The following is a 25,151-nucleotide window of genomic DNA, read 5'->3' on the forward strand; positions in this document are numbered from 1 at the left end:
GGATGGGGTGGCAGGCGATGGTGATGGTCGGTACCCGTTCGCGCTCGGCAGTCCAGCTCACCGATCTCGTCAAGCGGTATCGCTCCGGAAACGTCGCCGTCAATGGCCTGACGCTGTGCGTCGAGCCCGGTGAGATCATCGCACTGCTCGGGCCCGCCGGCGGAGGCAAGTCCACCGTGCTCCGCGTCATTGCCGGCCGCGAGAGTCCGACCAGTGGTGAAGTCTTGATCGGAGCCGACCCGGCGGACATGGGCGGAACCAGGCGCAGAGGCGGGCACCAGTGCGAACTGATCACCGACGCCGTCTTCCGTAACACCCGCCTCGCTCCCGAGAGTGCGTGCCGGCACCTGCGCGACGTCATCACACGAGCCCTGTCGTCAGGGCCTTACGTGATGATGCTCGACGAACCGTTCGGTTCACTGGATGCCCGGACTCGCGTTCTGCTGAGAGAAGAAGTCCGCCGCATCCATGTCGAACTCGGCGTCACGATGATTCTCGCCACCCAGCACCACGATGATGCGCTGGCGATTGCCGACAGGGTCGTCGTGATGCGGTCAGGCTCCGTGGAGCAGATCGGCGCACCCGAAGCGATCTACCGCGAGCCGGCCAACGCCTTCGTCGCCGAATTCGCCGGCCAGGTCAACTGGCTGCCTGGTGAGGTTCGTGGGGGATTCGTCGAAGTGTATGGAGCGTGGATCCCTCTCCTCAATCCGGTGACGCCGCCGGGGCCTGCCTTCGCGCTGGTCAGGCCGGAAGACATCGTGCTTCTCCCGTCTGCACACGATGAAGCGGCGCTCACGGGGCCGCCACCCCGAAATGACGCAGTCGTGGACGGCGTTGTCGTCGGATCGAGTTTTCTGGGCTCGGCGAGACTGACGAGCGTGCTTCTCGTCGACGGAACCCAGGTAACCGTCCAGCATCATCCGGGCACGGTGCCGCAGGCAGGCGATTGCGTGCGGCTCGGATTCACCGGCGCGTGCGTCTCCGTCCAGCTGCGGAATCCGCGGCCACAACCGCCCGGCGCGGATTCAGTTCGCGTCTGACCCTGCTGTGGCGTGCTGGCGGGCGCCGACGTGCCCGAGAACAGCGACCGCCACGGTGATGAGCGCAGAGAGCGAGACGCCCCAGCCCAGCCCGAGTCGCAGCAGGAGTGCGCCGACCGCCGCGCCGAGCGCGATCAGGAAGATCGCCGCCGCACGCCGGAACCAGGGTTGGCCCTTGCCTCCGGCGAGGCGCGAATCCGCCGCGAAACCGGTGATCGTCGACGTCACCACGACGGTTGTCACGTCTTTCACGCCGATGTGCCGCGCCGTGCCGGCCTGGATGCCCATGGCGATCGCCAGAAAGAGCGTCACGATGTATTCCTGCGGCTTCGGCGGTGTGCCGCCGTACAGCAGAAGGGTGATCGCGAGGCCGACCATGATCACGGCAACGGCCGTCAACAGGGAGGTGCTGCGGTGGGTCCACCCGGCCTTGATCGGGCGGAGGATCCGCCCGGCGATGACAGCGCCCAGCATGAAGCTGAGCAACGCGATGACCGGCCCGACGATCGGCAGGCCATCCGCCCCGGCCAGGGCCATGCCGAGAATCACGACGTTGCCTGTCATGTTTCCGGTGAAGACCCGGTCGAGCCCGAGGTACCCGACGGCGTCGACCACGCCGGTGGAGAACGTGAGGGCGAGCATGAGACCGAGGTGCAGGTTCTCGGGGTTGGCGCTGAGTCGTCGAATCACAAAGGGTCCTCTGCTGTCTGGGTTGAGGGATGGCATGTCGGTCAGGGCAGTGCCACGGTCGGGATGGGCAGGTCAGTGGTGCAGCAGGGCAGCTGCCCCGGGGAGGTGTCGCAGGGCGGTACTCTCGAATCGTTGACGGAAGGCAGATCCCACGATGATCCTCGAACCACTCCAGCCCGGGAACGGCGCTATCCGTTCACAACACTATCTGCCCGCAACGGGCCGGAATGTGCTCTGGGGGCGGCTGCCCTGCGCCGCCGATGAGGCCGTGCTCGACATCGAATCGGGTGACGAGGTCACCATCGACACGCTGAGTCACGAGGGCATTCTCGAAGACCAGGGTCGCGACCCGCGCCGGTTCTTCGGCGCTCACGGGGTAGACGGCCACTACGTACTCGACGACGCCATCGCCGTCGCGGCCTCCGACTACCCTCGCGACCGTGCTGTCGACGGGCCCCACGTGGTGACCGGGCCCATCCGCGTGCGGGGGGCGAAGCCCGGCGATCTGCTCAAGATGACCCTGATCGAAGCGCTGCCGAGAGTGCCCTACGGCGTGATCTCCAACCGCCACACCAAGGGCGCCCTGCCGGGCGAGTATCCCCAGGGGCTCGAGACAGTGAGTGCGTACGCCGAGGTCGATGAAGACGCCGACGGAATTCGCGTGGGCACTCTGCCTCTCGTGCACGGCGGCCCCAAGCTCGTCAGGTTCCCGCTTGCGCCGTTCCTCGGCATCATGGGCGTCGCCGTTTCGGGTGACACCCGCCCGCACTCCGTTCCGCCGGGGCCGCATGGTGGCAACATCGACATCAACCTCCTCACCGCCGGCAACTCGCTCTACCTTCCGGTCCAGGTCGCCGGCGCCCTGGCCTACGTCGGTGACCCGCACTTCGCCCAGGGCGACGGGGAGGTCGCCCTCACGGCGATGGAGGCCTCGCTCCGCGTGACCGTGCGCTTCGAGGTCGTTCCCCAGGCGGATGCCCTGCAGCAGTTCGGCCGCCTCATCGGCCCCCTCGCCGAGACCCGTGACTTCCTCGTACCCACAGGTATGAGTCTCGACCTCGACGAGGCCGTGCAGCACTGTGTGCGAGCGGCGATCTCGCTGCTGGGCGCCCGTTACGGAATGGACTCACACCTCGCCTACGCCTACCTCAGCGCGGCCACCGACTTCAACATCTCCCAGGTCGTCGACATCGTCAAGGGCGTGCACGCGCGCATCCGCGTCTCCGACTTCGATGGAGTCCCGCTGAAACACAGGTGAAACACTTGTTGCGTATACTGGCATTCTGAAACACATGAATCAGACCCACCCGTAGCGCCCCAAGGAGCATCTCATCGCCAGCCTGCCCATCAACCCGCCGCCCCGCCTGCTGATGGGCCCGGGCCCGATCAACGCCGACCCGCGGGTTCTCCGCGCGATGTCGGCCCAATTGCTGGGTCAGTATGACCCCGCAATGACGGCCTACATGACCGAGACGATGGGCCTCTACCGCCAGGTCTTCAAGACACAGAACGAGCAGACGCTGCTCGTCGACGGCACCTCCCGTGCCGGCATCGAAGCCGCGATGGTGAGCATGATCGAGCCGGGTGACCGCGTGCTCGTGCCGGTCTTCGGGCGTTTCGGCCACCTCCTGCGCGAGATCGCCGAACGCTGCGGTGCAGAAGTCCACGTGATCGAAGCCGAGTGGGGCACGGTCTTCAGGCCGGAGCAGATCGAGCAGGCCATCATCCAGACCCGGCCCAAGATCCTCGCGGTCGTGCACGGCGACACCTCCACCACCATGGCGCAGCCCCTCGACGAGCTGGGCGCGATCTGCCGCAAACACGACGTGATCTTCTACACCGATGTCACCGCCTCGCTCGCCGGCAACCTGTTCGAAGCCGACGCCTGGGGCCTCGATGCCGTAACCGCCGGCCTGCAGAAGTGCCTCGCCGGCCCCTCCGGCTCTGCGCCGGCCACCTTCTCCGCGAAGGCCGTCGACCTCATCAATTCACGAAAGAGCATCGAGGCGGGCATCCGGTCAGAGGGCGACGAGGTCACCGCGACCCCGATCCGCTCGAACTACTTCGACCTCGCCATGATCTTCGACTACTGGGGTGTCAAGCGCCTCAATCACCACACCGAGGCCACCTCCATGCTCTACGGCTCGCGGGAGTGCGCGCGCCTGCTCGTCGAAGAGGGTATCGACGAGGCGGTCGAGCGGCACCGGATGCACGGCGGGGCCATGCTCGAAGGCCTCCGCGGCCTTGGCCTCACCATCTTCGGCGACGAGTCGCACAAGATGAACAACGTGACCGCGGTGTTCATCCCCGAAGGTGTCTCCGGCGACGCCGTGCGGGGCGAACTGCTGGATGACTTCGGCATCGAGATCGGTACGAGTTTCGGCCCCCTGCACGGCAAGGTCTGGCGCATCGGAACGATGGGGTACAACGCCCGCAAAGACACCGTGCTCACGACGCTCGCCGCGCTCGAGCAGGTGCTGCGGCGTGCCGGGGCAAACGTCGTCGGAGGTTCTGGCGTCGGTGCCGCGTATGACTTCTACGCCAGCGAGTCCGTGGTCGACGCGGCTGTTGCCGAGCCGCAGGCCACGCCGACTCTGGCCGAGAGCCTGGCGCTCTAGTGCAGCAGGGCCGGAGTGCACCCGCACCCTGCGCGGCGATCGACCGCACCAGCGCGCTCTCGATTCTGGCGCGCTGCGACGAGCTGGCCGCCCACAGCACCCTTCCCGGCGGGCTGATCAACCGGGTCTACCTCTCGAACGAACACCGGGCGGTCAACGCTCTGGCAGCCCAGTGGATGATCGAGGCAGGCATGCACACCTGGCAGGACGCCGCCGGCAACCAGTGCGGGCGACTCGAGGGGCACGTTCCGGGCCTGCCTGCGCTTCTCCTCGGCTCGCACCTCGACACCGTTCCCTCGGCCGGTCGCTACGACGGTATCCTCGGGGTGCTCATCGCGATCGCCGTGGTCGACCGCCTGCACAGCAGAGGCACAGAGCTGCCCTTCGCCCTCGAGGTGGTGGCGTTCGGCGACGAAGAAGGCACCCGGTTCGGCCGCGCACTCCTCGGCTCCCGTGCGCTCGCCGGTACCTTCGACCCGGACTGGCTCGACCTCAGCGATGCCGACGGAATCTCCCTCCGTGATGCCTACCGGGCCTTCGGGCTCGACGCCGCGAAGATCGGCGATGCGGCCAGGGTTGCAGACGATCTCATCGGTTACCTCGAGGCGCACATCGAACAGGGCCCGTACCTGGAGGAAGCCGACCACGCACTCGGAATCGTCTCCTCCATCGCCGGAGCCCGGCGCTTCGCCATCACGGTGACGGGCCAGGCCGGCCACTCTGGCACACCGTTCGATCGTCGTCACGATGCGCTTGCAGGGGCCAGCGAGATCATCACGCTCATCGAGCGCTCGGCCCGCGATGCCGGTCTCATTGCGACAGTCGGGCACCTCGAGGTCTTTCCGAACGCGGTCAACGTCATTCCGGGACGCGTCGAACTGAGTCTCGACCTGCGCGCAGAACTAGATACCGAACGAGACGACGTCTTCGATCGGCTGTCTCATGAAGTGACGCAGATCTGTCACTCCCGCGGGCTGACTCTCGACATCCGCCAGACGCACAATGCCCCAGCAGTCGCCTGCAGCCCCGGCCTGCGCAAAGCCATCGCCGCCGGAATCGCCGCAACCGGCCAAGCTGATGCCCAGCTTCTGCTGAGCCGTGCGGGTCACGACGGAATGGCTGTCGGCGATCTCACCGAAATCGCGATGCTGTTCATCCGGTGTCGCGGGGGAGTGAGCCATCACCCCGACGAGCACGTCACCGACGTCGACGTCGCCAGCGCCACCGACGCGTTCGAGTCCGCCGTGCTCGCGCTGGCAGGTGCGACCCCGTGACCCTGGCCCCCGCCGCACCGATCGGCCAGCGCATCGACGAGTCGTACGGAGACCTCTCGCCGCAGGAACAGCGCGCAGCGGACTTCATCCTCGATCACCTCGCCGACCTTGCCGTCTACAACGCGTCGGAACTCGCGCGACTCAGCGGAGTGTCGAAGGCAACGGTCTCCCGACTCTTCCGCAGCCTCGGTTTCAGCGATGCCCAGGAGGTGCGCGACCACGCCAGGGCGCTTCGCAACCAGGGTGTGCCGATCGGCGGCATCTCGATCGGTGAGCCGGAGACGCGGAGTCTGCCTGACGGTGCCACTGCTGCCCTGCACGCGCACATCGAGCAGGAGCTGTCGAACATCCGCACCGCACTTCACGCTGTCACCGATGGCAGGGTCACCGAAGCTGCACGCATTCTCGCCGCAGCACGCCGTGTTGTCGTGATCGGCCTGCGAAATTCCTATCCGGTGGCACTCCACCTGCGCCAACAGCTCATCCAGGGGCTCGACGACGTTCGGCTCGCGCCCCAGCCCGCGCAGTCGATCGGGGAGGAACTTGCCGGTCTCGGGCCAGGCGACGCCGTGGTGATCGTAGGCTTCCGGCGCAGGCCCAGCGGATTCGCCCGGGTGGTGGATGCGGTGCGGCACCGCAACGTTCCCGTGGTGTTGATCGCCGATTCCTCCGCGGCCCGGTTCGCCGACGATGCGAGCGTCTGGCTCGACTGCCCTGTCGACAGTGTGTCGGCCCTCGACAGTTACGCGGCGGCGAACAGTCTGGTCGCCCTGTTGGCGAGCGAGACGCTCGGGGTCGCTGCAACAGGCAGTCGAAAGCGCATCTCGTCGATCAACCGGCTCTACGGCGACCTGGGGGAGCTCGAGCCGACGGTCTGAGTAACCTCTCGCCTTGTGCCCACGGCCCGAATCGGAGTATTTTCTGCCCGCCACGAGTTTTCTTCCCTCTGTGTCCTTTCGGAGGGGCTCCATTCGTTCCTACAGTAGAGCCAGCCATCCGGGCTGACTCGACCGAACCCCAGGAGTACTCATGCCTCTCTACGCTGCCATCATCTACTCAGCCGACGTCGACTGGTCGCTGCCCGAATACGCTGACGAGACGAAGGAGTACATGGCCTTCGCTGAAGGCGCTGCCGCGGTCATCCGGGGCGGCGCTGCGCTCTACCCCACGGCGACGGCGACCACCGTCACGGTCAAGGGAGGCAAAGGCGGGGACGTCGTGCTGAGCGACGGCCCCTACGCCGAGACCAAAGAGGCGCTCACCGGCTTCTACCTGCTCGAATGCGCAGACCTCGATGAGGCGATCCGCCACGCCGCCGCGATTCCCGGCGCATGGAACGGGGCAATCGAAGTCAGGCCGGTACTTCCCCTCATGTCGTGACGACCGGCGATACCACCCCGAGCGGCGGGTCGGTGACGAGCAGTGCTCCTCTCCGATCCGCCGACCTGGCGCTCGCCGAGTTCCTCCGTGGCGAAGGGCGTCGCGTCGTCGCGACCCTCACTCGTCAACTCGGCGACCTCGCGCTGGCCGAAGACGCCGTGCAGGACGCGTCGCTGCGAGCCTTAGAGGTCTGGGCCCGCGACGGCGTGCCGGAGAACCCGGGCGCCTGGCTGTTCGTTGCAGCGAAGCGACGCGCCATCGACATCCTCCGCCGAGAGAGATCCCGTTTCGATAAAGAACGGCAGGCGACCATCATGAGTGCCCTCACGGCTCCGGATGATGCACCCCACGATCTCGAAGACGACCAGCTGCGACTCATCTTCACCTGCTGCCACCCCGCCCTCTCGACCGAGGCCCAGGTCGCGCTCAGTCTGCGCGTGCTCTGTGGACTCACCGTTGCCGAAGTCGCCCGCTCCCTTCTCGCCTCTGAGCAGACGATGGCCAAACGGCTGACGCGTGCGCGCACGAAGATCGCCAAGGCAGGCATTCCCTACGTCGTGCCCCGCCCCGACGAGCTTCCCGAGAGAGTCGACGGCGTCACGACAACGGTCTATCTCCTCTTCAGCGAGGGGTACGCCTCGCTCTCCGACGGGCCGGCGCTGCGCAGCGCGCTGGCCGACGAGGCGATCCGTCTCGGCCGCCTGCTCACCGTTCTGTTGCCTGGCTCCCCAGCGGTCGAAGGTCTTCTCGCGACCATGCTCCTCCAGCACTCGCGTCGAGCATCCCGCTTCGACGCGAACGGAGACGTCGTGCTGCTGGCCGACCAGGATCGCGCGCTCTGGAACACAGCCCTCATCAACGAGGGGCTGGCGCTGGCCGCCGCCGCCATCACGCACAGCCCTCGTCACCCCGAACGATTCGCCGTGACGGCGGCAATCGCCGGGTGCCACGCTCTGGCTGCAGACCCCGCGGAGACCGACTGGCCCGCGATTCTGCGCTGGTATGACGTTCTCGCCACGATCGACCCCAATCCGGTTGTGAAGTTGAACCGGGCAGCAGCCCTGGCGGAGAGCGGTTCTCCTGGGGAGGCGCTGGCCGATGTCGATGCGCTGGTCGGGCTCGACTCGTACTTCTGGTTCCACGCCACCCGCGCAGAGCTCCTGGCTCGCCGGGGCGCGGCCGCCGATGCCTCGGTCGCCGCACAGCGGGCTCTCGAGCTCACCGACTCCGAGCCGCAGCGCCGTCTGCTTCGTCGGCGCTATCCGCCTGTGCCGGGTGCGACCTCGTCGGAAGTCCCGCTGTAGTCGGAAGTCTCGCTGTAGTCGACGTCGTTCCCGTCCCACAGCTCGCCGCACTCGGCCGCCACGGCACCGTGCCCGGCGAGATAGTTCTTCGCACCGGCGTCGCCCGTCAATCCGGCGGCCAGCTCTTCCCAGTGCTTCAGCCCGATGAACACCGGATGCCCGGGCACACCGGAATACGTAGCCTGAACCAGGGCGCGCTGGGGTTCGCGGGTGTCGAGTGCCCGGGCGATCACGCGCTCGACTGCTTCCGCGGGAAGCCCTGGCAGGTCCACGAGCGTCACGATCACGCCCGTTTCCACGGCTCCGCAAGAGGCAAGCTCCGCGATACCTGCACGCAACGACACGGCCATACCCGACGCCCAGTCATCGACCACCACGGTCCGCACGTCCATGTCAGCGCCGAACGCTTCGCCGATCACGGCCTCAGCATCGGCGGCACCGGCACCGACTGCGATGACGATGGGTGAGCATCCGGCCGCCTGAAGTGTGCGAACGCTGCGCCCTACCCAGGCCTCGCCGGCGGCGGTGCGAGCGAGCGCTTTGGGGCCCCCGAACCGCCGGCCTGCGCCGGCCGCGAGAACGAGGCCGGCCACCCGCGCCGAAGCTGATTCGCTTGCTGCTCGGCTCATCGGCTCATCGTATCTGCAGACTCCGCTTCGTCATTCTGGGCTCGCGGCACGCACCGTCAGCACCAGGGCCTGTTGGGGCACGAGCAGAGGCATCGGCAGGCCGACTTCGCTGAGCATCCGGCCGCTGAGCGTCACGGAGCCGCGAGCGAGCCATGCGGGTGGGGCATCCTGCACGTAGTGCGGGGCAGCGCCGAGATCGAGCGGCTCGACGGTGTACAGAGCATCCGGGTCCAGGCCGGGAAAGCGTGCCGTCCCCACGAGCGCGCTGCGCGGGGCGGTTTCGACCACCAGCGCAAACACGGCTGTTCTGCGATCCTCGGCGACCACGCCGTGCACCTGCACCGCAGGGTCCACGGCGTCGGCCCGTACCACCACGCCTGAGTGAAGCAACGCACGGTTCGCCTTGAAGGCAGCGATCCAGGTTGTGATCGAACGCAGCTCGTCCTCGCTCGCGAGCGTCAGATCCCACTCGATGCCTGCCGAGCAGAAGAACGCGGTGGCGAGCCGGAAGCCGAGCTCCGTCGTGCGCCCGGTCGTGTGGGCGGTTGCAGCGCCCAGGTGCGAGCCGATCAGCTCAGGCGGCAGCAGTAGCGAGGTGAACCGCTGGATGCCCTGCCGCTGCAGGGGGTCGTTGGTGTCGCTCGGCCATACGCGGTCGGTGCGCTGCAGCACACCGAGGTCGACACGGCCGCCACCCGACGAGCACGACTCGATCTCCAGCTGCGGGTAGCGCGCCCGCAGCTCATCCATCAGCCGGTAACTGGCACTCGTCTGCCGGTGCGACGAACCGGCGAGCAGGTCGCGATTCTGGTCCCACTTGAAGAACGCAATCGGGTATTCGTCGAGCAGCGCGCACAGCTGGGCGAGAATGTTCGCGAAGGCCGCAGGGTTTCCGAGGTCGAGGGCATACTGGTGTCGCCAGGGTTGCGGCAGACGACCGGCGCTGTCGCGCAGTACCCAGTCCGGATGCTCGTGGGCGAGGTCGGAGTCGAGGCTCACCATCTCGGGCTCGATCCAGAGCCCGAAGTCCATGCCGAGTTCGTGTACGCGGGATACCAGGGGGTGCAGCCCGTTGGGCCACCTCTCTCGGTCGACGGTCCAGTCCCCGAGCGCTCGCCGGTCATCCGTTCTGCCGGTCATCCAGCCGTCATCGAGCACGAATCGTTCGACGCCGACACGCGCCCCCAGCTCGGCGAGTTCGACGAGGCGGTCGAGACGGTGGTCGAAGTAGACGGCCTCCCAGGTGTTGAGCACGACAGGCCGGGCCGAGAGCTGGTGCTGGGCCCGTGATTCGGCGTGGAACTGTGCAGACATCGCATCGAGGCCCTGGGACGAGAAGCCCGCGACCAGCCCGGGGGTCGAGTAGCTCTCACCCGAGGCGAGGCGGATTTCGCCAGGCCGCAACAGTTCACCGGCCGACGCGGCACTCTGGCCAGTCGCCAGGGCCTCGACGGTGACCTCCTGGTCGCCGCTGAAGGCGAGATGGATGCCCCACACCTGGCCATGGCGAAAGCCGAAGCCGGGCGTGCCGATGGTGCTCAGCAGCGGGCTGTCATGGCCCGTTCGACCGTGGCGGTTCTGCCGGCTCCAGGAGCCGTGGGCGAGGGCGCGGCGTTGTGGCTGGCGCTCGTGCGACCAGTAGCCCGAGAAATCGAGCACTTCGCTCGCCCGGTCGGGGAGCGGGAGCGTGAGACGGAGGGAGCCGAGTTCGAACGGCTCCTCGGCGGTGTTCGTGACCGTCGCCGAGACGTGCAGGAGGGAGTGTTCGCTGAGTCGCAGGGAGATCGAGGCGGCGAGGCCGGTGAGCCGGTCATCCAGATCGATGATCACCGCGTCGGTATGGGGGCGCCGCACGCCCACAAGGGTGAAGCTCGGTGCCGTCGGTCCGCTTATTCTGTGGCCGGTGAGACCGGGCTGGCCTCCCCAGCCCTCGCTGGGAAGGGGAAGCAACGAAAGAAGAGGGGGCGCATCGATCGAACTCGGGGCTATGGCCGCGGCTTGCGAGTCGGCCAGGGCCCGGAGCGCGGCATCGTCGACGACGCCGAGCGCAGCTCCCCAGTGAACGATGTGTGGCACGCCGGCTCCCCGGGCGTCAAGCACAAGGCTGACACCCGGGGAGCTGAGGTGGATGAGCGAGTTGATCGGTGTTATCCGTTCACTGGAATGGACTGGGCCTTGAGGGCAGCGATGGTCTTGTCCTGCCCGACCTTCAGTGCGTCGTCAAGGGTTCCGCCGCCGCTCAGCGCCGTGCCGAACCCGTCGGAGACGTCGGTGTACGTCTGCGTCATGGTCGGGCCCCAGGTGAAGTCGGGGTTGACCTGCGCTGCCGCCGTCTTGAACACATCGTAGATCTTCTGACCGCCGTAGAAGTCCGATCCCGACTGGAACGCCGGCAGGTCGGCGCCGGCCGTCGCTGCCGGGTAGAGCCCGCCGAGCTTGTTCTCAAGCGCGAGAGCGTCAGGGTCGGTGTTCAGCCACAGAGCGAACTGTGCGGCTTCGTACGGGTGCTTCGATCCGGTGAGCACGGCGGTGGATGATCCGCCCCAGTCGCCCGCAGCCTTTCCGCCCGACGTCCACTGCGGCATCGGTGCAACGGCCCACTTGCCCGCGGTGTCGGGTGCTCCGCTCGAGAGGGTGGTTGCACCCCAGACGGCCGAGATCCAGGTCCACTGCTGGCCGGTGTTGAACGAGTTGTTCCACTCGTCCGAGAAGGAGGCGAGCTTCGAGACCTCGCCGGCAGAGATCAGCTTCTGCCAGTAGTCGGCGACCTGCGTGCTCTTGGCGCTGGTCAGGTCGACGGTCCAGTTGCTGCCGTCGTTCTTGAACCAGTCGCCACCGTTCTGCCAGACCATTCCGGCGAACCAGTTGACGTCGGACTTCGGGAAGTTCGTGATGTACGAGCCGAGCGCCTTGATCTTCGCGGCATCTGCGGCGTACTCGTCCCAGGTGGTGGGCACGGGGATGCCGGCCGCGTCGAAGAGATCCTTGCGGTAGTACATCGCGATCGGGCCGGAGTCCTGCGGAATCGCATAGACCCCCTTGGCATCTCCGAGGGTGACCTGCTTCCAGGTGAAGTCGATGAACTTGCTCTTCGAGTCAGTGACGTTCGCGCACGACGAGATGTCGACGAGACCGTTCTGCACCCGGAAGTTCGGGAGTGCGTCGTACTCGATCTGGCCGAGGTCGGGGGCATTGCCGGCCTTGATCTCGTTGAAGAAGTTCTGGTATGTGCCGCTGTTTCCGTTGGGCCCGGTCTGCACCGTCACCTGGATGTCGGGGTTCTTCTGGTTCCAGAGGTCGACGACCTTGTCCATTCCGGGAACCCAGGAGGTGTACGTGAGGTTGACCTTGCCGCCCGAGGGCGCACACGACGACGCTGTCGAAGCGGAATCCGTGCTTGACGATGACGACGAACAACCCGCGAGTGCGAGAGTCGAGGCAACCGCCACAAGCGTGGCCGCTGCCATGATTTTTCGTTGCATGTGACTTTCCTATCTGTGGTGAATGCAAGAGAGGTGCCGGGATCGGATGATCGGGGCGGGTGTTGTGGTGAACGTGCTGTCTTTGGCGTCGCCTACTTGACGCTGCCGGCAGCCAGCCCACCGCTCCAGAACCGTTGCAGGCTCAGGAAGGCGATGATCAATGGCACGATCGAGACGAACGCACCGACGATGACCAGGGAACGCAGCTCGGGAATCTGACTGATCTGGCTGTTCCAGGCATAGAGTCCGAGGGTCACGGGAAAGAGTGTCTGATCACGGAGCATGATCAGCGGCAGAAAGAAGTTGTTCCAGATGGCCACGAACTGAAAGAGGAAGATCGTCACGAGCGCGGGGGCCATGAGACGCGCTGCCACCGTGAAGAAGGTGCGCAGTTCCCCTGAGCCGTCGAGTCTCGCGGCTTCGAGCAACTCGTCGGGAACACTCGACGCAGCGTAGATTCTGGCCAGGTACACCCCGAACGGGCTCACGATGCTCGGCAGGAAGACCGCCCAGAAGGTGTTCGTCAGCTGGATCTTGCTGAAGATGAGAAACAGCGGGAGGGCGAGTGCCGTCGCCGGCACGAGTACTCCGCTGAGCACGACGTTGAAGACGGCCTCCCGGCCCCTGAACCCGTATTTTGCCAGGGCGTAGCCGCACATCGAGGCGATGATGGTGCTCACGAATGCCCCAAGACCCGCATACAGAACGCTGTTGACGATCCACTTGATGAAGACGTTGTCGTCGTAGCTGAACAGTCGCCCGATGTTCGAGATGAAGTTCGGGATCGCCTCCGGGGTGAACCACAACGGTGCCGTCGAGGTGAACTGGTCCTGGGTCTTCGTCGCCGAGACGAGGAGCCAGAAGATGGGGATCAGGAAGTACAGGGTGAAGATGCCCATGATGAGCATCGCAGCGGTGCGCGAGAGGATGCTCTCCCGACCAGCTCCTCGAAGAGTCGGCGTGAGGCCTGCGTCGCGGGGCGATGCCTTTCTTGCTGTTGCAGTACTCATGCGAAGGCTCTCCTCTGGGTGACTTTCAGGAACACGAATGAGAGCGCGAAAGTGGCCAGCGCGAGCACCACCGAGAACGCTGCTGCGAGGTTGTAGTTCGGCACCGAAGCGGTCGTATAGACCGCGAGGTTCGGCGTGTAGGTGCTGCTGATCGCTGAGCTGAAGCTCCGAAGCGTCTGCGGCTCTGCCAACAGCTGCAGTGTGCCGATGATCGAGAAGATCGCCGTCAGGATGATCGCGGGGATCACCAGCGGAATCTTGATCTGCCACGCAACCTGCCAGTTGTTGGCCCCGTCGAGCTTCGCTGCTTCGTAGATCTCGGTCGGGATCGACAGCAGCGAAGAGTAGATGATCAGCATGTTGTAGCCGATGTACACCCACGTCACGATGTTGGCGATGGACCAGAGAACAAGATTGCCCGACAGGAACGGTACGGAGCTGGTCACTGCAGAGAACGGCGACAGCGAGGGGGAGTAGAGGAAGCCCCACATGATGGCGGCGATCACGCCCGGAATCGCGTACGGCATGAAGTATGCGAGCCGAAAGAACTTCTTGCCCTTCACCAGCGGAGAGTCCAGCAACAGGGCGAACAGCAGAGCGAGCCCGAGCATCACCGGCACCTGCACGATTCCGAAGAGCAGTACCCGCAGAACCGAGGTCCAGAAGTCGCTGTTCTGAAAGACCTGCACGTACTGCGTCAGGCCCCCGAAGACTTCAGTCGCCTTGCCGTACGTCCCCGAGCGTTGAACGGTGAGCAGCGACTGGTACACCGCATACAGAATCGGAACGATGTAGAAGAGCACATACAGAATGCCGAATGGGGCAATGAAGACCAGAATCGCTCGCCAATGGCGCAGCCCTTTTCGGGGAGCGCCCGGCGTCGTGGGGGCCCCGCGCCGTGCCGGTGCAGGGGGTGACGTCGCTGTCATGGATCGTGCCTCTCTCTAGCTCACGGTGTCGTAGTTGGGGGAGTGTGCAGTGCGCACGACCCGCACTTCGCCGGGCGGCACCGTGAGTGCGCCGTCGACGGCAGAGGAATGAAGCAGTTCAAATCCCTGCGCGGGAAGTTCGGCTTCGGCGTCGCCGTGGTTGATGACGAACACATAGTCATTGTCGTCCGAGCGACGGATGACCACCTCGACGTCTTCGCCGCGAGTCGGTGCGATCGCGTGAACGCCTGCCTCGGCCACGACCGTCGCCAAGAATTGTGTCAGGCCCTCAGCGTCGAGCTGCGTGCCCAGGTACCACCCCACGCCCTCGCCGAAGGAGTTGCGTGTGACGGCGGGCCGGCCGGCGAGCGAACCCGACTCGTACGACGCTACGGTCTCGGCGCCGCGGAGTGAGGTCACCTCTGTCCAGACGTGTCCTCGTGCTCCGCTGCTGAGAGCACGACTCTCGTCACCCGCCAGCGGCTGGAACTCTTCGCTCGAGACACCGAGAAGCTCACGGAATGCGCCGGGGTAGCCGCCCAGACGCACCCGGTCGTCCTCATCGACGATGCCGCTGAAGAAGGTCACGACGACGTGTCCACCCGAGCTGGCGTAGTCCTCAATGACCTGGGCTTGGCGATCCGTCACCAGATAGAGGCACGGAACGACGACGAGAGCATAAGCGGAGAGGTCGGCACCGGGCTGCACGACGTCGACCGTCACGCCGAGTTCCCAGAGTGCGGTGTAGACGCGGTGAACCTGGTCGATGTAGCGCACGTCCTCCGAGGGGCGGGAATCCAGGTCGGTAGCCCACCACGCCTCCCAGCTGAAGACCAGCGCGACCTGGGAGACGACCCGCGAACCGCGGATCTCCTTCAGGGCCTGCAGTGCTGCACCCAGTTCGAGCACCTCGGAGAACTTCTCGCTGCCCTCGCCGGCGTGCGGAAGCATAGCCGAGTGGAATTTCTCGCTTCCCTGGATCGATGCCCGCCATTGGAAGAAGCAGACGCCGTCGGCCCCGCGTGCCACGTGAGTGAGCGAATTGCGCATCATCTCCCCGGGCACCTTGGCGAGATTGCGCGGCTGCCAGTTCACGGCACCCACCGACTGTTCCATGAGAATCCACGGCGAACCGAGAGCAAGCCCTCGAGTCGCGTCGGCGGCGAAGCTCAGTTCGTGCAGTGGAGAGGCAAGGCGGTGGTCCAGATAGTGGTCGTTCGCGACGATGTCGACGTGCGGGGCCCACTGCCAGTAGTCCTGGCTCGTGATGTGGGCAGTGACCATGAAGTTGGTCGTCACCGGTGCGCTCGAGTGCCGCCGCAGGATCTCGGCCTCGCCGATGTAGTACGAGAGCAATTCGTCTGAACTGAATCGGTCGAAGTCCAGTTGCTGGGTCGGGTTCGAGGTTGAGAGAGTGAGCCTCGGCGGCAGGATCTCTGACCAATCCGAGTAGCGCTGGCTCCAGAACGCTGTGCCCCACGCCGTGTTCAGCGAATCGAGGGTGGCATACCGCGCGATCAGCCAGCGCCGGAATGCGCCGGCAGAGACATCGCAGAAGCAGTACGCGTTGTGACAACCGAGCTCGTTCGACACATGCCAGAGCTTCACAGCAGGGTGCTGACCGTAACGGATCGCAACTGCCTCGGTCAGGGCGAAGGCATATCGCCGGAACACCGGTGAGCTCGGGCACCAGGCCTGCCGGCCTCCCGGCCATCGGGTGGTGCCGTCATCGACGACGGGCAGGATCTCCGGATGCTTCGTGCTCAGCCAGGGCGGAGGAGAGGATGTGCCCGTACCGAGGTTCACTCCGATGTGGTTCTGGTGAAGCAGTTCGATGATCGCGTCGAGAGCCTCGAAGTCGAATTCGCTCTCCTTCGGCTGAATGCTGGCCCACCCGAAGATGTTGATGGCGACGAGGTTCACTCCGGCCTCGCGCATGAGTCGCATGTCTTCGGCCCAGACCTCGCGCGGCCACTGCTCGGGGTTGTAGTCGCACCCGAACTCCAGCAAGGCAGCGTCGTGAGAGCTGCCCACGCTCGTGCGCACATCGTCGGTCTGCACTGTCAACTCTGCCTCGATCGTCATTGGTCCGGTTTCTGTGAACGTTCCCAGAGCCGTGGGCCTGTGAACGTTCCCAGAGTAAACACGCTTGCGGTTCGATGTCAACTGCTTCATCCGAAACACGCTTTCTCACCTGGGGCGAGGCGCGAAAGCGAGGCCTCTCGCTGCCGGTACAGTGGGGGGCATGTCTTCGCATGAGGGGCGGTTGCGTCGAGCGACGATCCACGACGTCGCTGCGGAGGCCGGAATGTCGCGGGGCACCGTGTCACGGGTGATGAACGGCGAACCCTACGTCTCTGACGAAGCGCGTGCCGTGGTCGAAGCCGCTATCGAGAAAGTCGGTTACGTGCGGAACACCGCCGCGCGGAATCTCAAGACACAACGATCGCACGCCATCGGTTTGATTGTTCTCGAACCTCATTCGCTCTTTCTTGAAGACCCGAACATCGGCGCGATCCTCCTGGGCACGAATGCGGTCCTCTCGGCCGCCGACTACCAGCTCGTCTCCCTCGTCATCGATTCCGATCGCGACAGCAGCCGGGTGGCAGAGTACCTGCGCGGCGGCTTCGTCGACGGCGTCGTCATCATCTCCGCACGGGCCGGGGACCCCATCGCGCGAGCTGTGGCGAAGATGGGGCTTCCCGCATCGGTTGTCGGGCATCCGATCGATGTCGACGGCATGGCATTCGTCGGCATCGACAACGTCGCGGCAGCGAAGGCGATCACCTCCCGGCTCATGCAGACGGGGAGGTCCCGCATCGGCATGATCGCCAGTGCTCTTGACCGCGACTCCGGCCAGGACCGCCTCGCCGGGTTCACCCAGGCTCTCGGTCCGGCCTTCGACCCGTCACTGGTTGTCGACTTCCCGCTCTACTCGTACGATGCCGGAGTCACTGGCATGCGGCAACTCCTGGAACGGGATCCCGCAATCGACGGAGTGTTCGCTGCGTCCGACGCCATCGCCGCCGGAGCGCTGTATGCCCTGCGTGAGGCCGGGCGCCGAGTACCCGAAGATGTTGGCGTCGTCGGCTTCGACGACAGCTCCTGGGCACTCCGCTGCCAGCCACTGCTCTCGACCGTTCGCCAGCCCGCCGAAGCGCTCGGCATGATGGCTGCGCGGAGTGTTCTCTCGCAGCTGGAGGGCTCGGTGCCATCCCCGCTCGGAAGTCTCCTCGAGACCTCGATTGTCTGGCGAGATTCCGCGTGAAGTCGGGCCGATCAACTGAAGGTAGGAGGCTTCTGTGCTGAATCTGCCGCCCGACGAACTCCGCGCCCTACTGCGCAGCTGTCTGAACGTCGATCGATGGGTAGACGACGTTTCGGCGGCGGCGCCGTACGACTCGGAAGAGCAGTTCCTCGAGGTGGCGAGCATGTCCGCCACTCCCCTCACCGAGTCTGAGATCGACGAAGCTCTCGCCGATCATCCACGAATCGGTGAGAAGCACGCAGGGCAGGGCGCGGCCCAGGCCTTCTCGAAGTCAGAGCAGTCGTCGGCTGACGCAGAAGATGCCGAGGTCAATGCCGCCGTCGCGCGCGGTAACGCCGTCTATGAACAGCGATTCGGTCGCGTCTTCCTGGTCAGAGCCAAAGGTCGCTCCCGCGCCGAGATCCTCGGCGAACTGACCCGTCGCCTCGAGCTCGACCCCGAGACTGAAGTCGGCATCGTCGCCAGTGAACTGCGGGACATCACCATGCTTCGGCTCCGGGCGGTCGCAGGCGAGCTGGCAGCAGAGTCGTCACCGAGCCAAGGGATGCAGAGCCAGGAGATGCAGAGCCAGGAGATGCAGAAATGACCGAACGCAGCCATGTGACCTCTCATGTGCTCGACTCGACCACAGGCAGGCCGGCCGGGGGAGTAGAGCTGGTTCTCGAATCGCGAACCGACGGCGCGTGGATGCCCGTCGCCTCTGCCATCACCGATGCCGACGGTCGCGCAACCGCGCTCGGCCCCGTTGCTCTCCCCGCCGGCCTCTACCGGGTGACATTCGACACCGGTGCCTACTTCGGTACGCAGCACAGGGAGACGATGTACCCCGAAGTGACCATCTCCTTCGAGCTCGCGAACCCGGGCGAGCACTATCACATCCCTCTCCTGCTGAGTCCGTTTGCCTACTCGACCTATCGCGGCAGCTGAGACACGCCGGTTGTGGCGCATGATTCCGGGCGTCAGCCGCTCGATTTGCATCATCGCCGAATCCCCCATAGAGTAACTACTCGTCACCCCAAAGGTGCCGGAAAGCCGCAGAGCTTCCGGGCCTCAAGTGGGGGCCATCCCCCGCAAACAAGCAACACATTCCTTAGGGAATCTCTGCTTGCGAGCGTAAGATGTAAAACCACTCCCGCAACAGTCGGTTCGGGTCTTCTTGGCGACGCTTCAACTGCCTCGAACACTTCGATTTGACAAGATCGCGGCGAGTGATAAGATAGTAAAGTTGCCCCGAGCTGCTTCTCTCCACGAGAGTCAAGCGTTTGGGAGCGTCCGATCTTTGAGAACTCAACAGCGTGCACATTGTCAAATGCCAAATCCCCGTGGCACCTTTTGGGTGTCCGGGTTCCTTTGGGAAATGAAATTAGCAGATCACTTTTAGTGGTTTGCGGACAAGCAAGTCAGTAATGATTTGTTCTGTCAGCATCAAACTTGTCATTCGTTCTTCGATTCCCGTTGAGCGTTTGGCGCGTAAGCATTTACGGAGAGTTTGATCCTGGCTCAGGACGAACGCTGGCGGCGTGCTTAACACATGCAAGTCGAACGATGATCCAGAGCTTGCTTTGGTGATTAGTGGCGAACGGGTGAGTAACACGTGAGTAACCTGCCCTTGACTCTGGGATAAGCACTGGAAACGGTGTCTAATACCGGATACGACCTTTGACGGCATCGTCTATTGGTGGAAAGAATTTTGGTCAAGGATGGACTCGCGGCCTATCAGGTTGTTGGTGAGGTAATGGCTCACCAAGCCTACGACGGGTAGCCGGCCTGAGAGGGTGACCGGCCACACTGGGACTGAGACACGGCCCAGACTCCTACGGGAGGCAGCAGTGGGGAATATTGCACAATGGGCGAAAGCCTGATGCAGCAACGCCGCGTGAGGGATGACGGCCTTCGGGTTGTAAACCTCTTTTAGTAAGGAAGAAGAACTTCGGTTTGACGGTACTTGCAGAAAAAGCACCGGCTAACTACGTGCCAGCAGCCGCGGTAATACGTAGGGTGCAAGCGTTGTCCGGAATTATTGGGCGTAAAGAGCTCGTAGGCGGTTTGTCGCGTCTGCTGTGAAAACTGGAGGCTCAACCTCCAGCCTGCAGTGGGTACGGGCAGACTAGAGTGCGGTAGGGGAGATTGGAATTCCTGGTGTAGCGGTGGAATGCGCAGATATCAGGAGGAACACCGATGGCGAAGGCAGATCTCTGGGCCGTAACTGACGCTGAGGAGCGAAAGCATGGGGAGCGAACAGGATTAGATACCCTGGTAGTCCATGCCGTAAACGTTGGGAACTAGATGTAGGGGCCATTCCACGGTTTCTGTGTCGCAGCTAACGCATTAAGTTCCCCGCCTGGGGAGTACGGCCGCAAGGCTAAAACTCAAAGGAATTGACGGGGGCCCGCACAAGCGGCGGAGCATGCGGATTAATTCGATGCAACGCGAAGAACCTTACCAAGGCTTGACATATACCGGAAACCTGCAGAAATGTAGGCCCCGCAAGGTCGGTATACAGGTGGTGCATGGTTGTCGTCAGCTCGTGTCGTGAGATGTTGGGTTAAGTCCCGCAACGAGCGCAACCCTCGTTCTATGTTGCCAGCACGTTATGGTGGGAACTCATAGGAGACTGCCGGGGTCAACTCGGAGGAAGGTGGGGATGACGTCAAATCATCATGCCCCTTATGTCTTGGGCTTCACGCATGCTACAATGGCCGGTACAAAGGGCTGCAATACCGTAAGGTGGAGCGAATCCCAAAAAGCCGGTCTCAGTTCGGATTGAGGTCTGCAACTCGACCTCATGAAGTCGGAGTCGCTAGTAATCGCAGATCAGCAACGCTGCGGTGAATACGTTCCCGGGCCTTGTACACACCGCCCGTCAAGTCATGAAAGTCGGTAACACCCAACGCCAGTGGCCTAACCCGTAAGGGAGGGAGCTGTCTAAGGTGGGATCGGTGATTAGGACTAAGTCGTAACAAGGTAGCCGTACCGGAAGGTGCGGCTGGATCACCTCCTTTCTAAGGAGCACGTTCATCGGTCCTCTGTATACAGGGACACAAACGATGACAGTCATTTCAACGGAAGTTATCTGTTGGTGGCGCTCATGGGTGGAACATTTGACATTCACGTAGTGCATCGGATTCTGTTAGTACGACCTTCGGGTTTGGAACGGGGGGTTGGGTGTGACCGTGTTGTGCACGCTGTTGGGTCCTGAGGGACCGGGCAGCTTTTTCGTCGTTCGCAGGCCTTATGGTTTGTGGGTGGTGGGAGGGTTGGCTGTAACTTGTTTGGACCTTATTTCGGCCCTGGCTTTTGGCTTGGGGTTGTTTGGGGTACCGCCCGTATTTTGAGAACTACACAGTGGACGCGAGCATCTTCAGATGTGTCACGTATATGAACCGGATGCCTTTTGGGGTGGCCGGTGATTGTTGCGGGCACTGTCTGATAATCAATGTTCCCCGGGCCTTTATGGTTCGGGATTAACATTGGTCTTTGTTGTGTAATTTTGTTTGTTGAAGTTTTTAAGAGCAAACGGTGAATGCCTTGGCATCTGGAGCCGAAGAAGGACGTATAAATCTGCGATAAGCCTCGGGGAGCTGATAATAGAGCTGTGATCCGAGGGTCTCCGAATGGGGAAACCCCGCCAGGCCCGTGAGGTGACCTGGTGACTCCCGCCTGAATATATAGGGCGGGTAGAGGGAACGTGGGGAAGTGAAACATCTCAGTACCCACAGGAAGAGAAAACAACATGTGATTCCGTGAGTAGTGGCGAGCGAAACCGGAACAGGCTAAACCGATCATGTGTGATAGCCGGCAGGCGTTGCATGGTCGGGGTTGTGGGACTTTTCAGCAGTTACTGCCGTACTGCGAGGATTACAGCGCCATATAGACGAATGGGATTGAAAGCCCAGCCGTAGCAGGTGCCAGCCCTGTAGTCGAAATGTGGTTATGGTCCGAAGAGTATCCCAAGTATCGCGGGGCCCGAGAAATCCCGCGTGAATCTGTCAGGACCACCTGATAAGCCTAAATACTCCCAGATGACCGATAGTGAACAAGTACCGTGAGGGAAAGGTGAAAAGTACCCCGGGAGGGGAGTGAAATAGTACCTGAAACCGTTTGCTTACAAGCCGTCGGAGCGCCCTTTGTTGGTGTGACGGCGTGCCTTTTGAAGAATGAGCCTGCGAGTTAGTGATCAGTGGCGAGCTTAACCCGTGAGGGGAATGCGTAGCGAAAGCGAGTTCGAATAGAGCGTTTGAGTCGCTGGTTCTAGACCCGAAGCGAAGTGATCTATCCATGGCCAGGTTGAAGCGACGGTAAGACGTCGTGGAGGACCGAACCCACTTCAGTTGAAAATGGAGGGGATGAGCTGTGGATAGGGGTGAAAGGCCAATCAAACTTCGTGATAGCTGGTTCTCTCCGAAATGCATTTAGGTGCAGCGTTGCGTGTTTCTTGCCGGAGGTAGAGCTACTGGATAGCCGATGGGCCCTAAAAGGTTACTGACGTTAGCCAAACTCCGAATGCCGGTAAGTGAGAGCGCAGCAGTGAGACGGTGGGGGATAAGCTTCATCGTCGAGAGGGAAACAACCCAGACCACCATCTAAGGTCCCTAAGCGCGTGCTAAGTGGGAAAGGATGTGGAGTTGCATAGACAACCAGGAGGTTGGCTTAGAAGCAGCCACCCTTGAAAGAGTGCGTAATAGCTCACTGGTCAAGTGATTCCGCGCCGACAATGTAACGGGGCTCAAGCACGCCACCGAAGTTGTGGCATTTATATTTTTGGCAGGCCTTCGTGGTCCAGCCGTATGGATGGGTAGGAGAGCGTCGTGTGGCCAGCGAAGCGGCGGTGTAAACCAGCCGTGGAGGCCACACGAGTGAGAATGCAGGCATGAGTAGCGAAAGACGGGTGAGAAACCCGTCCTCCGAAAGATCAAGGTTTCCAGGGCCAGGCTAATCCGCCCTGGGTAAGTCGGGACCTAAGGCGAGGCCGACAGGCGTAGTCGATGGACAACGGGTTGATATTCCCGTACCGCAGAAGAACCGTCCAAGCCAATCCGCTAATGCTAAGCATCTGAAACCAGATAGACGGATCCCTTCGGGGTGAAGCGTTCTGGCGTAGCGTGCGACCCGATGTGGTGCGGTTAGCGTATTAACAGGTGTGACGCAGGAACGTAGCTGAGCCGGGCGATGGTTGTCCCGGTCTAAGGATGTAGGCCGAGGGGTAGGCAAATCCGCCCCTCATATAAGGCTGAGACTCGATGGGTACCCTTCATTGGGGAAATCAGTGATCGTCTGCTGCCAAGAAAAGCATCGGCGCGAGGTTCCATGTGCCCGTACCCCAAACCGACTCAGGTGATCAGGTAGAGAATACTAAGGAGATCGAGAGAATCGTGGTTAAGGAACTCGGCAAAATGCCCCCGTAACTTCGGGAGAAGGGGGGCCGGAGTCGTGAAGGGATTTACTCCTGGAGCGATGTATGGCCGCAGAGACCAGTGGGAAGCGACTGTTTACTAAAAACACAGGTCCGTGCCAAGTCGCAAGACGATGTATACGGACTGACGCCTGCCCGGTGCTGGAAGGTTAAGAGGAAGAGTTAGCCGCAAGGCGAAGCCCAGAATTTAAGCCCCAGTAAACGGCGGTGGTAACTATAACCATCCTAAGGTAGCGAAATTCCTTGTCGGGTAAGTTCCGACCTGCACGAATGGCGTAACGACTTCCCAGCTGTCTCAACCGCGAACTCGGCGAAATTGCACTACGAGTAAAGATGCTCGTTACGCGCAGAAGGACGGAAAGACCCCGTGACCTTTACTATAGCTTTGTATTGGTGTTCGGTGTGGCTTGTGTAGGATAGGTGGGAGACTGTGAAGCGGGCACGCTAGTGCTGGTGGAGTCATTGTTGAAATACCACTCTGGTCACTCTGGATATCTAACTACGAACCGTAATCCGGTTCTGGGACAGTGCATGGTGGGTAGTTTAACTGGGGCGGTTGCCTCCTAAAGAGTAACGGAGGCGCCCAAAGGTTCCCTCAACCTGGTTGGCAATCAGGTGGCGAGTGTAAGTGCACAAGGGAGCTTGACTGTGAGACTGACAAGTCGAGCAGGGACGAAAGTCGGGACTAGTGATCCGGCAGTGGCTTGTGGAAGCGCTGTCGCTCAACGGATAAAAGGTACCTCGGGGATAACAGGCTGATCTTGCCCAAGAGTCCATATCGACGGCATGGTTTGGCACCTCGATGTCGGCTCGTCGCATCCTGGGGCTGGAGTAGGTCCCAAGGGTTGGGCTGTTCGCCCATTAAAGCGGTACGCGAGCTGGGTTTAGAACGTCGTGAGACAGTTCGGTCCCTATCCTCTGCGCGCGCAGGAAATTTGAGAAGAGCTATCCCTAGTACGAGAGGACCGGGATGGACGAACCTCTGGTGTGTCAGTTGTACTGCCAAGTGCACCGCTGATTAGCTACGTTCGGAACGGATAACCGCTGAAAGCATCTAAGCGGGAAGCCGGCTTCGAGATGAGATTTCCATACCATTTATGGTGAGAGGCTCCCAGGAGACTACTGGGTTGATAGGCAGGATGTGGAAGCACCGACGAAAGAGGTGTGGAGCTGACCTGTACTAATAAGCCGATAACTTCAACACCACCACCACACCCCCAGCAACGGCATGGTGTGGCTGAAAATCTTTGCGCAACAAAAACACTCGCGTCCACTCTGTGGTTCCCGACATACGGTCGGGTCACAACCAAACCCCCAAGGGTTCGGTACAACTAAACATGAACGAAGCTAAACACTTCCGAACATTTTTAGACACCCGTAAGGATGTCCCTAATGTTTCGGCGGCCATAGCGCGAGGGAAACGCCCGGCAACATTCCGAACCCGGAAGCTAAGACTCGCAGCGCCGATGGTACTGCAAGGGAGACCTTGTGGGAGAGTAGGACACCGCCGGACTCACTTTAGAAACACGACAGAGGCCCACCCCACCAGGTGGGCCTCTTCTCGTTAACAGACAACCCCCACAACCGGCACCTAAAGTGACCAGGTGAGCGATGAGAAACTGAAGCCGAGATGGTCCCTTCCTCTGTGGGCGGTGTTTGTGCTCTTGGGCGTGATCTCGGCAGGTGTCCTCTTCTTGGCCGCTGCCGTGGCGCCCGTGCCTGAGCACCTCCATTCCCACGTCTCCATCACCGTTGATGGAGCGCCGCAGGTAGTACCGGCAAATGTGGGAATCAATGAGAAGACACAGGTGACATTGCCGTTGCACACGCACGACACCACAGGCATCCTCCACGTCGAATCGCCCACCCAGCGCACATTCGAGCTGGGGGAGTTCTTCGCCGAGTGGGGTGTCCCGCTCGATTCAGAGGGTGTCGGAGACTTCCGTCAATCGTCGACCGAGTCGTTCAGCGTCTTCGTGAACCAGCGCCCGTTCGAAGGGGACCCGGCAACCATCGCGTTGACCAACAAGTTGGACATCGATCTCGTTCTGGCCCCGCGAGGAACGACGCCGGCCCCGAGCGCGCCGTTTGCCTGGCCTGCTGAGTACTGA

At 62.8% G+C, this 25,151-nt stretch carries 18 protein-coding genes and 3 rRNA genes; 14 read left to right on the forward strand and 7 right to left on the reverse strand.

Going from position 1 to position 25,151, the window contains the following annotated elements:
* Positions 1-23: 23 nt before the first annotated feature.
* Positions 24-1,043 (forward strand): ABC transporter ATP-binding protein, encoded by a 1,020-nt coding sequence (locus KPL76_RS08160; RefSeq protein WP_216332142.1) that lies wholly within the window; start codon positions 24-26, stop codon positions 1,041-1,043.
* Here KPL76_RS08160 and KPL76_RS08165 read toward each other — a convergent pair.
* The gene (locus KPL76_RS08165; protein WP_253201952.1) at positions 1,029-1,733 is read right to left on the reverse strand and encodes a YoaK family protein; all 705 of its coding nucleotides are present in this window, start codon (positions 1,731-1,733) and stop codon (positions 1,029-1,031) included. The genes KPL76_RS08160 and KPL76_RS08165 overlap by 15 nt on opposite strands.
* A 154-nt stretch (positions 1,734-1,887) precedes the next feature.
* Here KPL76_RS08165 and KPL76_RS08170 point away from each other — a divergent pair, with 154 nt between their 5' ends.
* The 6 genes from KPL76_RS08170 (at position 1,888) to KPL76_RS08195 (ending at position 8,309) form a co-directional block, all read left to right on the forward strand.
* Complete coding sequence (locus tag KPL76_RS08170) at positions 1,888-2,991, forward strand: acetamidase/formamidase family protein (protein WP_216332146.1); 1,104 nt, start codon at positions 1,888-1,890, stop codon at positions 2,989-2,991.
* Between the two features lie 193 nt (positions 2,992-3,184).
* A complete protein-coding gene (locus KPL76_RS08175) occupies positions 3,185-4,351 on the forward strand; it encodes an alanine--glyoxylate aminotransferase family protein (protein ID WP_371733883.1) in 1,167 nt (388 codons plus the stop codon).
* Positions 4,351-5,625 carry an allantoate amidohydrolase gene (locus KPL76_RS08180; protein WP_253201953.1) on the forward strand — a complete coding sequence of 425 codons (1,275 nt, stop codon included), beginning with the start codon at positions 4,351-4,353 and terminating at the stop codon, positions 5,623-5,625. The genes KPL76_RS08175 and KPL76_RS08180 overlap by 1 nt, the downstream gene beginning before the upstream one ends.
* The gene (locus KPL76_RS08185) at positions 5,622-6,503 is read left to right on the forward strand and encodes a MurR/RpiR family transcriptional regulator (RefSeq protein WP_253201954.1); all 882 of its coding nucleotides are present in this window, start codon (positions 5,622-5,624) and stop codon (positions 6,501-6,503) included. Before KPL76_RS08180 ends, KPL76_RS08185 begins: the two co-directional genes overlap by 4 nt.
* 151 nt (positions 6,504-6,654) lie before the next feature.
* Positions 6,655-7,005, forward strand: coding sequence for a YciI family protein (locus tag KPL76_RS08190; RefSeq protein WP_216332150.1), 351 nt, complete (start codon positions 6,655-6,657; stop codon positions 7,003-7,005).
* Complete coding sequence (locus tag KPL76_RS08195) at positions 7,002-8,309, forward strand: RNA polymerase sigma factor (protein WP_253201955.1); 1,308 nt, start codon at positions 7,002-7,004, stop codon at positions 8,307-8,309. Before KPL76_RS08190 ends, KPL76_RS08195 begins: the two co-directional genes overlap by 4 nt.
* Here the strand turns inward: KPL76_RS08195 and KPL76_RS08200 are convergent.
* The 6 genes from KPL76_RS08200 to KPL76_RS08225 all read right to left on the reverse strand — a co-directional run bounded on the left by KPL76_RS08200 (position 8,264) and on the right by KPL76_RS08225 (position 16,444).
* On the reverse strand, positions 8,264-8,938 hold the full coding sequence (locus tag KPL76_RS08200; protein WP_216332154.1) for an NTP transferase domain-containing protein: 675 nt from the start codon (positions 8,936-8,938) through the stop codon (positions 8,264-8,266). The two genes, KPL76_RS08195 and KPL76_RS08200, sit on opposite strands and share 46 nt — an antisense overlap.
* 30 nt (positions 8,939-8,968) lie before the next feature.
* Positions 8,969-11,014: an alpha-galactosidase gene (locus KPL76_RS08205; RefSeq protein ID WP_253201956.1), complete on the reverse strand. Its 2,046-nt coding sequence runs from the start codon at positions 11,012-11,014 to the stop codon at positions 8,969-8,971.
* Between the two features lie 71 nt (positions 11,015-11,085).
* The gene (locus KPL76_RS08210; protein WP_216332156.1) at positions 11,086-12,420 is read right to left on the reverse strand and encodes an ABC transporter substrate-binding protein; all 1,335 of its coding nucleotides are present in this window, start codon (positions 12,418-12,420) and stop codon (positions 11,086-11,088) included.
* A gap of 92 nt (positions 12,421-12,512) precedes the next feature.
* The gene (locus tag KPL76_RS08215) at positions 12,513-13,430 is read right to left on the reverse strand and encodes a carbohydrate ABC transporter permease (RefSeq protein WP_216332158.1); all 918 of its coding nucleotides are present in this window, start codon (positions 13,428-13,430) and stop codon (positions 12,513-12,515) included.
* A complete protein-coding gene (locus KPL76_RS08220) occupies positions 13,427-14,359 on the reverse strand; it encodes a carbohydrate ABC transporter permease (RefSeq protein WP_216332160.1) in 933 nt (310 codons plus the stop codon). Before KPL76_RS08220 ends, KPL76_RS08215 begins: the two co-directional genes overlap by 4 nt.
* A gap of 15 nt (positions 14,360-14,374) precedes the next feature.
* Positions 14,375-16,444, reverse strand: a complete 2,070-nt coding sequence (locus tag KPL76_RS08225) for a beta-galactosidase (protein ID WP_216332168.1) — start codon at positions 16,442-16,444, stop codon at positions 14,375-14,377.
* Between the two features lie 160 nt (positions 16,445-16,604).
* Between KPL76_RS08225 and KPL76_RS08230 the strand changes: the two genes are divergently transcribed.
* The 7 genes from KPL76_RS08230 (at position 16,605) to KPL76_RS08260 (ending at position 25,151) form a co-directional block, all read left to right on the forward strand.
* Positions 16,605-17,627 carry a LacI family DNA-binding transcriptional regulator gene (locus tag KPL76_RS08230; RefSeq protein WP_216332170.1) on the forward strand — a complete coding sequence of 341 codons (1,023 nt, stop codon included), beginning with the start codon at positions 16,605-16,607 and terminating at the stop codon, positions 17,625-17,627.
* A gap of 34 nt (positions 17,628-17,661) precedes the next feature.
* Entirely contained in the window at positions 17,662-18,213 is a 552-nt protein-coding gene (uraD, locus tag KPL76_RS08235; protein WP_216332172.1) for a 2-oxo-4-hydroxy-4-carboxy-5-ureidoimidazoline decarboxylase, read from the forward strand.
* Entirely contained in the window at positions 18,210-18,554 is a 345-nt protein-coding gene (uraH, locus tag KPL76_RS08240) for a hydroxyisourate hydrolase (protein ID WP_216332178.1), read from the forward strand. Before uraD ends, uraH begins: the two co-directional genes overlap by 4 nt.
* Before the next feature lie 550 nt (positions 18,555-19,104).
* A 16S ribosomal RNA gene (locus tag KPL76_RS08245) occupies positions 19,105-20,629 on the forward strand.
* A gap of 494 nt (positions 20,630-21,123) precedes the next feature.
* A 23S ribosomal RNA gene (locus tag KPL76_RS08250) occupies positions 21,124-24,244 on the forward strand.
* Positions 24,245-24,436: 192 nt separating this feature from the next.
* Positions 24,437-24,553 (forward strand): 5S ribosomal RNA (gene rrf / locus KPL76_RS08255).
* The 16S, 23S and 5S rRNA genes sit together here, the layout of an rRNA operon.
* 91 nt (positions 24,554-24,644) lie before the next feature.
* Positions 24,645-25,151: a hypothetical protein gene (locus KPL76_RS08260; protein ID WP_216332180.1), complete on the forward strand. Its 507-nt coding sequence runs from the start codon at positions 24,645-24,647 to the stop codon at positions 25,149-25,151.

It is taken from the genome of Subtercola sp. PAMC28395 (assembly GCF_018889995.1).
Taxonomy (GTDB): Bacteria; Actinomycetota; Actinomycetes; order Actinomycetales; family Microbacteriaceae; genus Subtercola.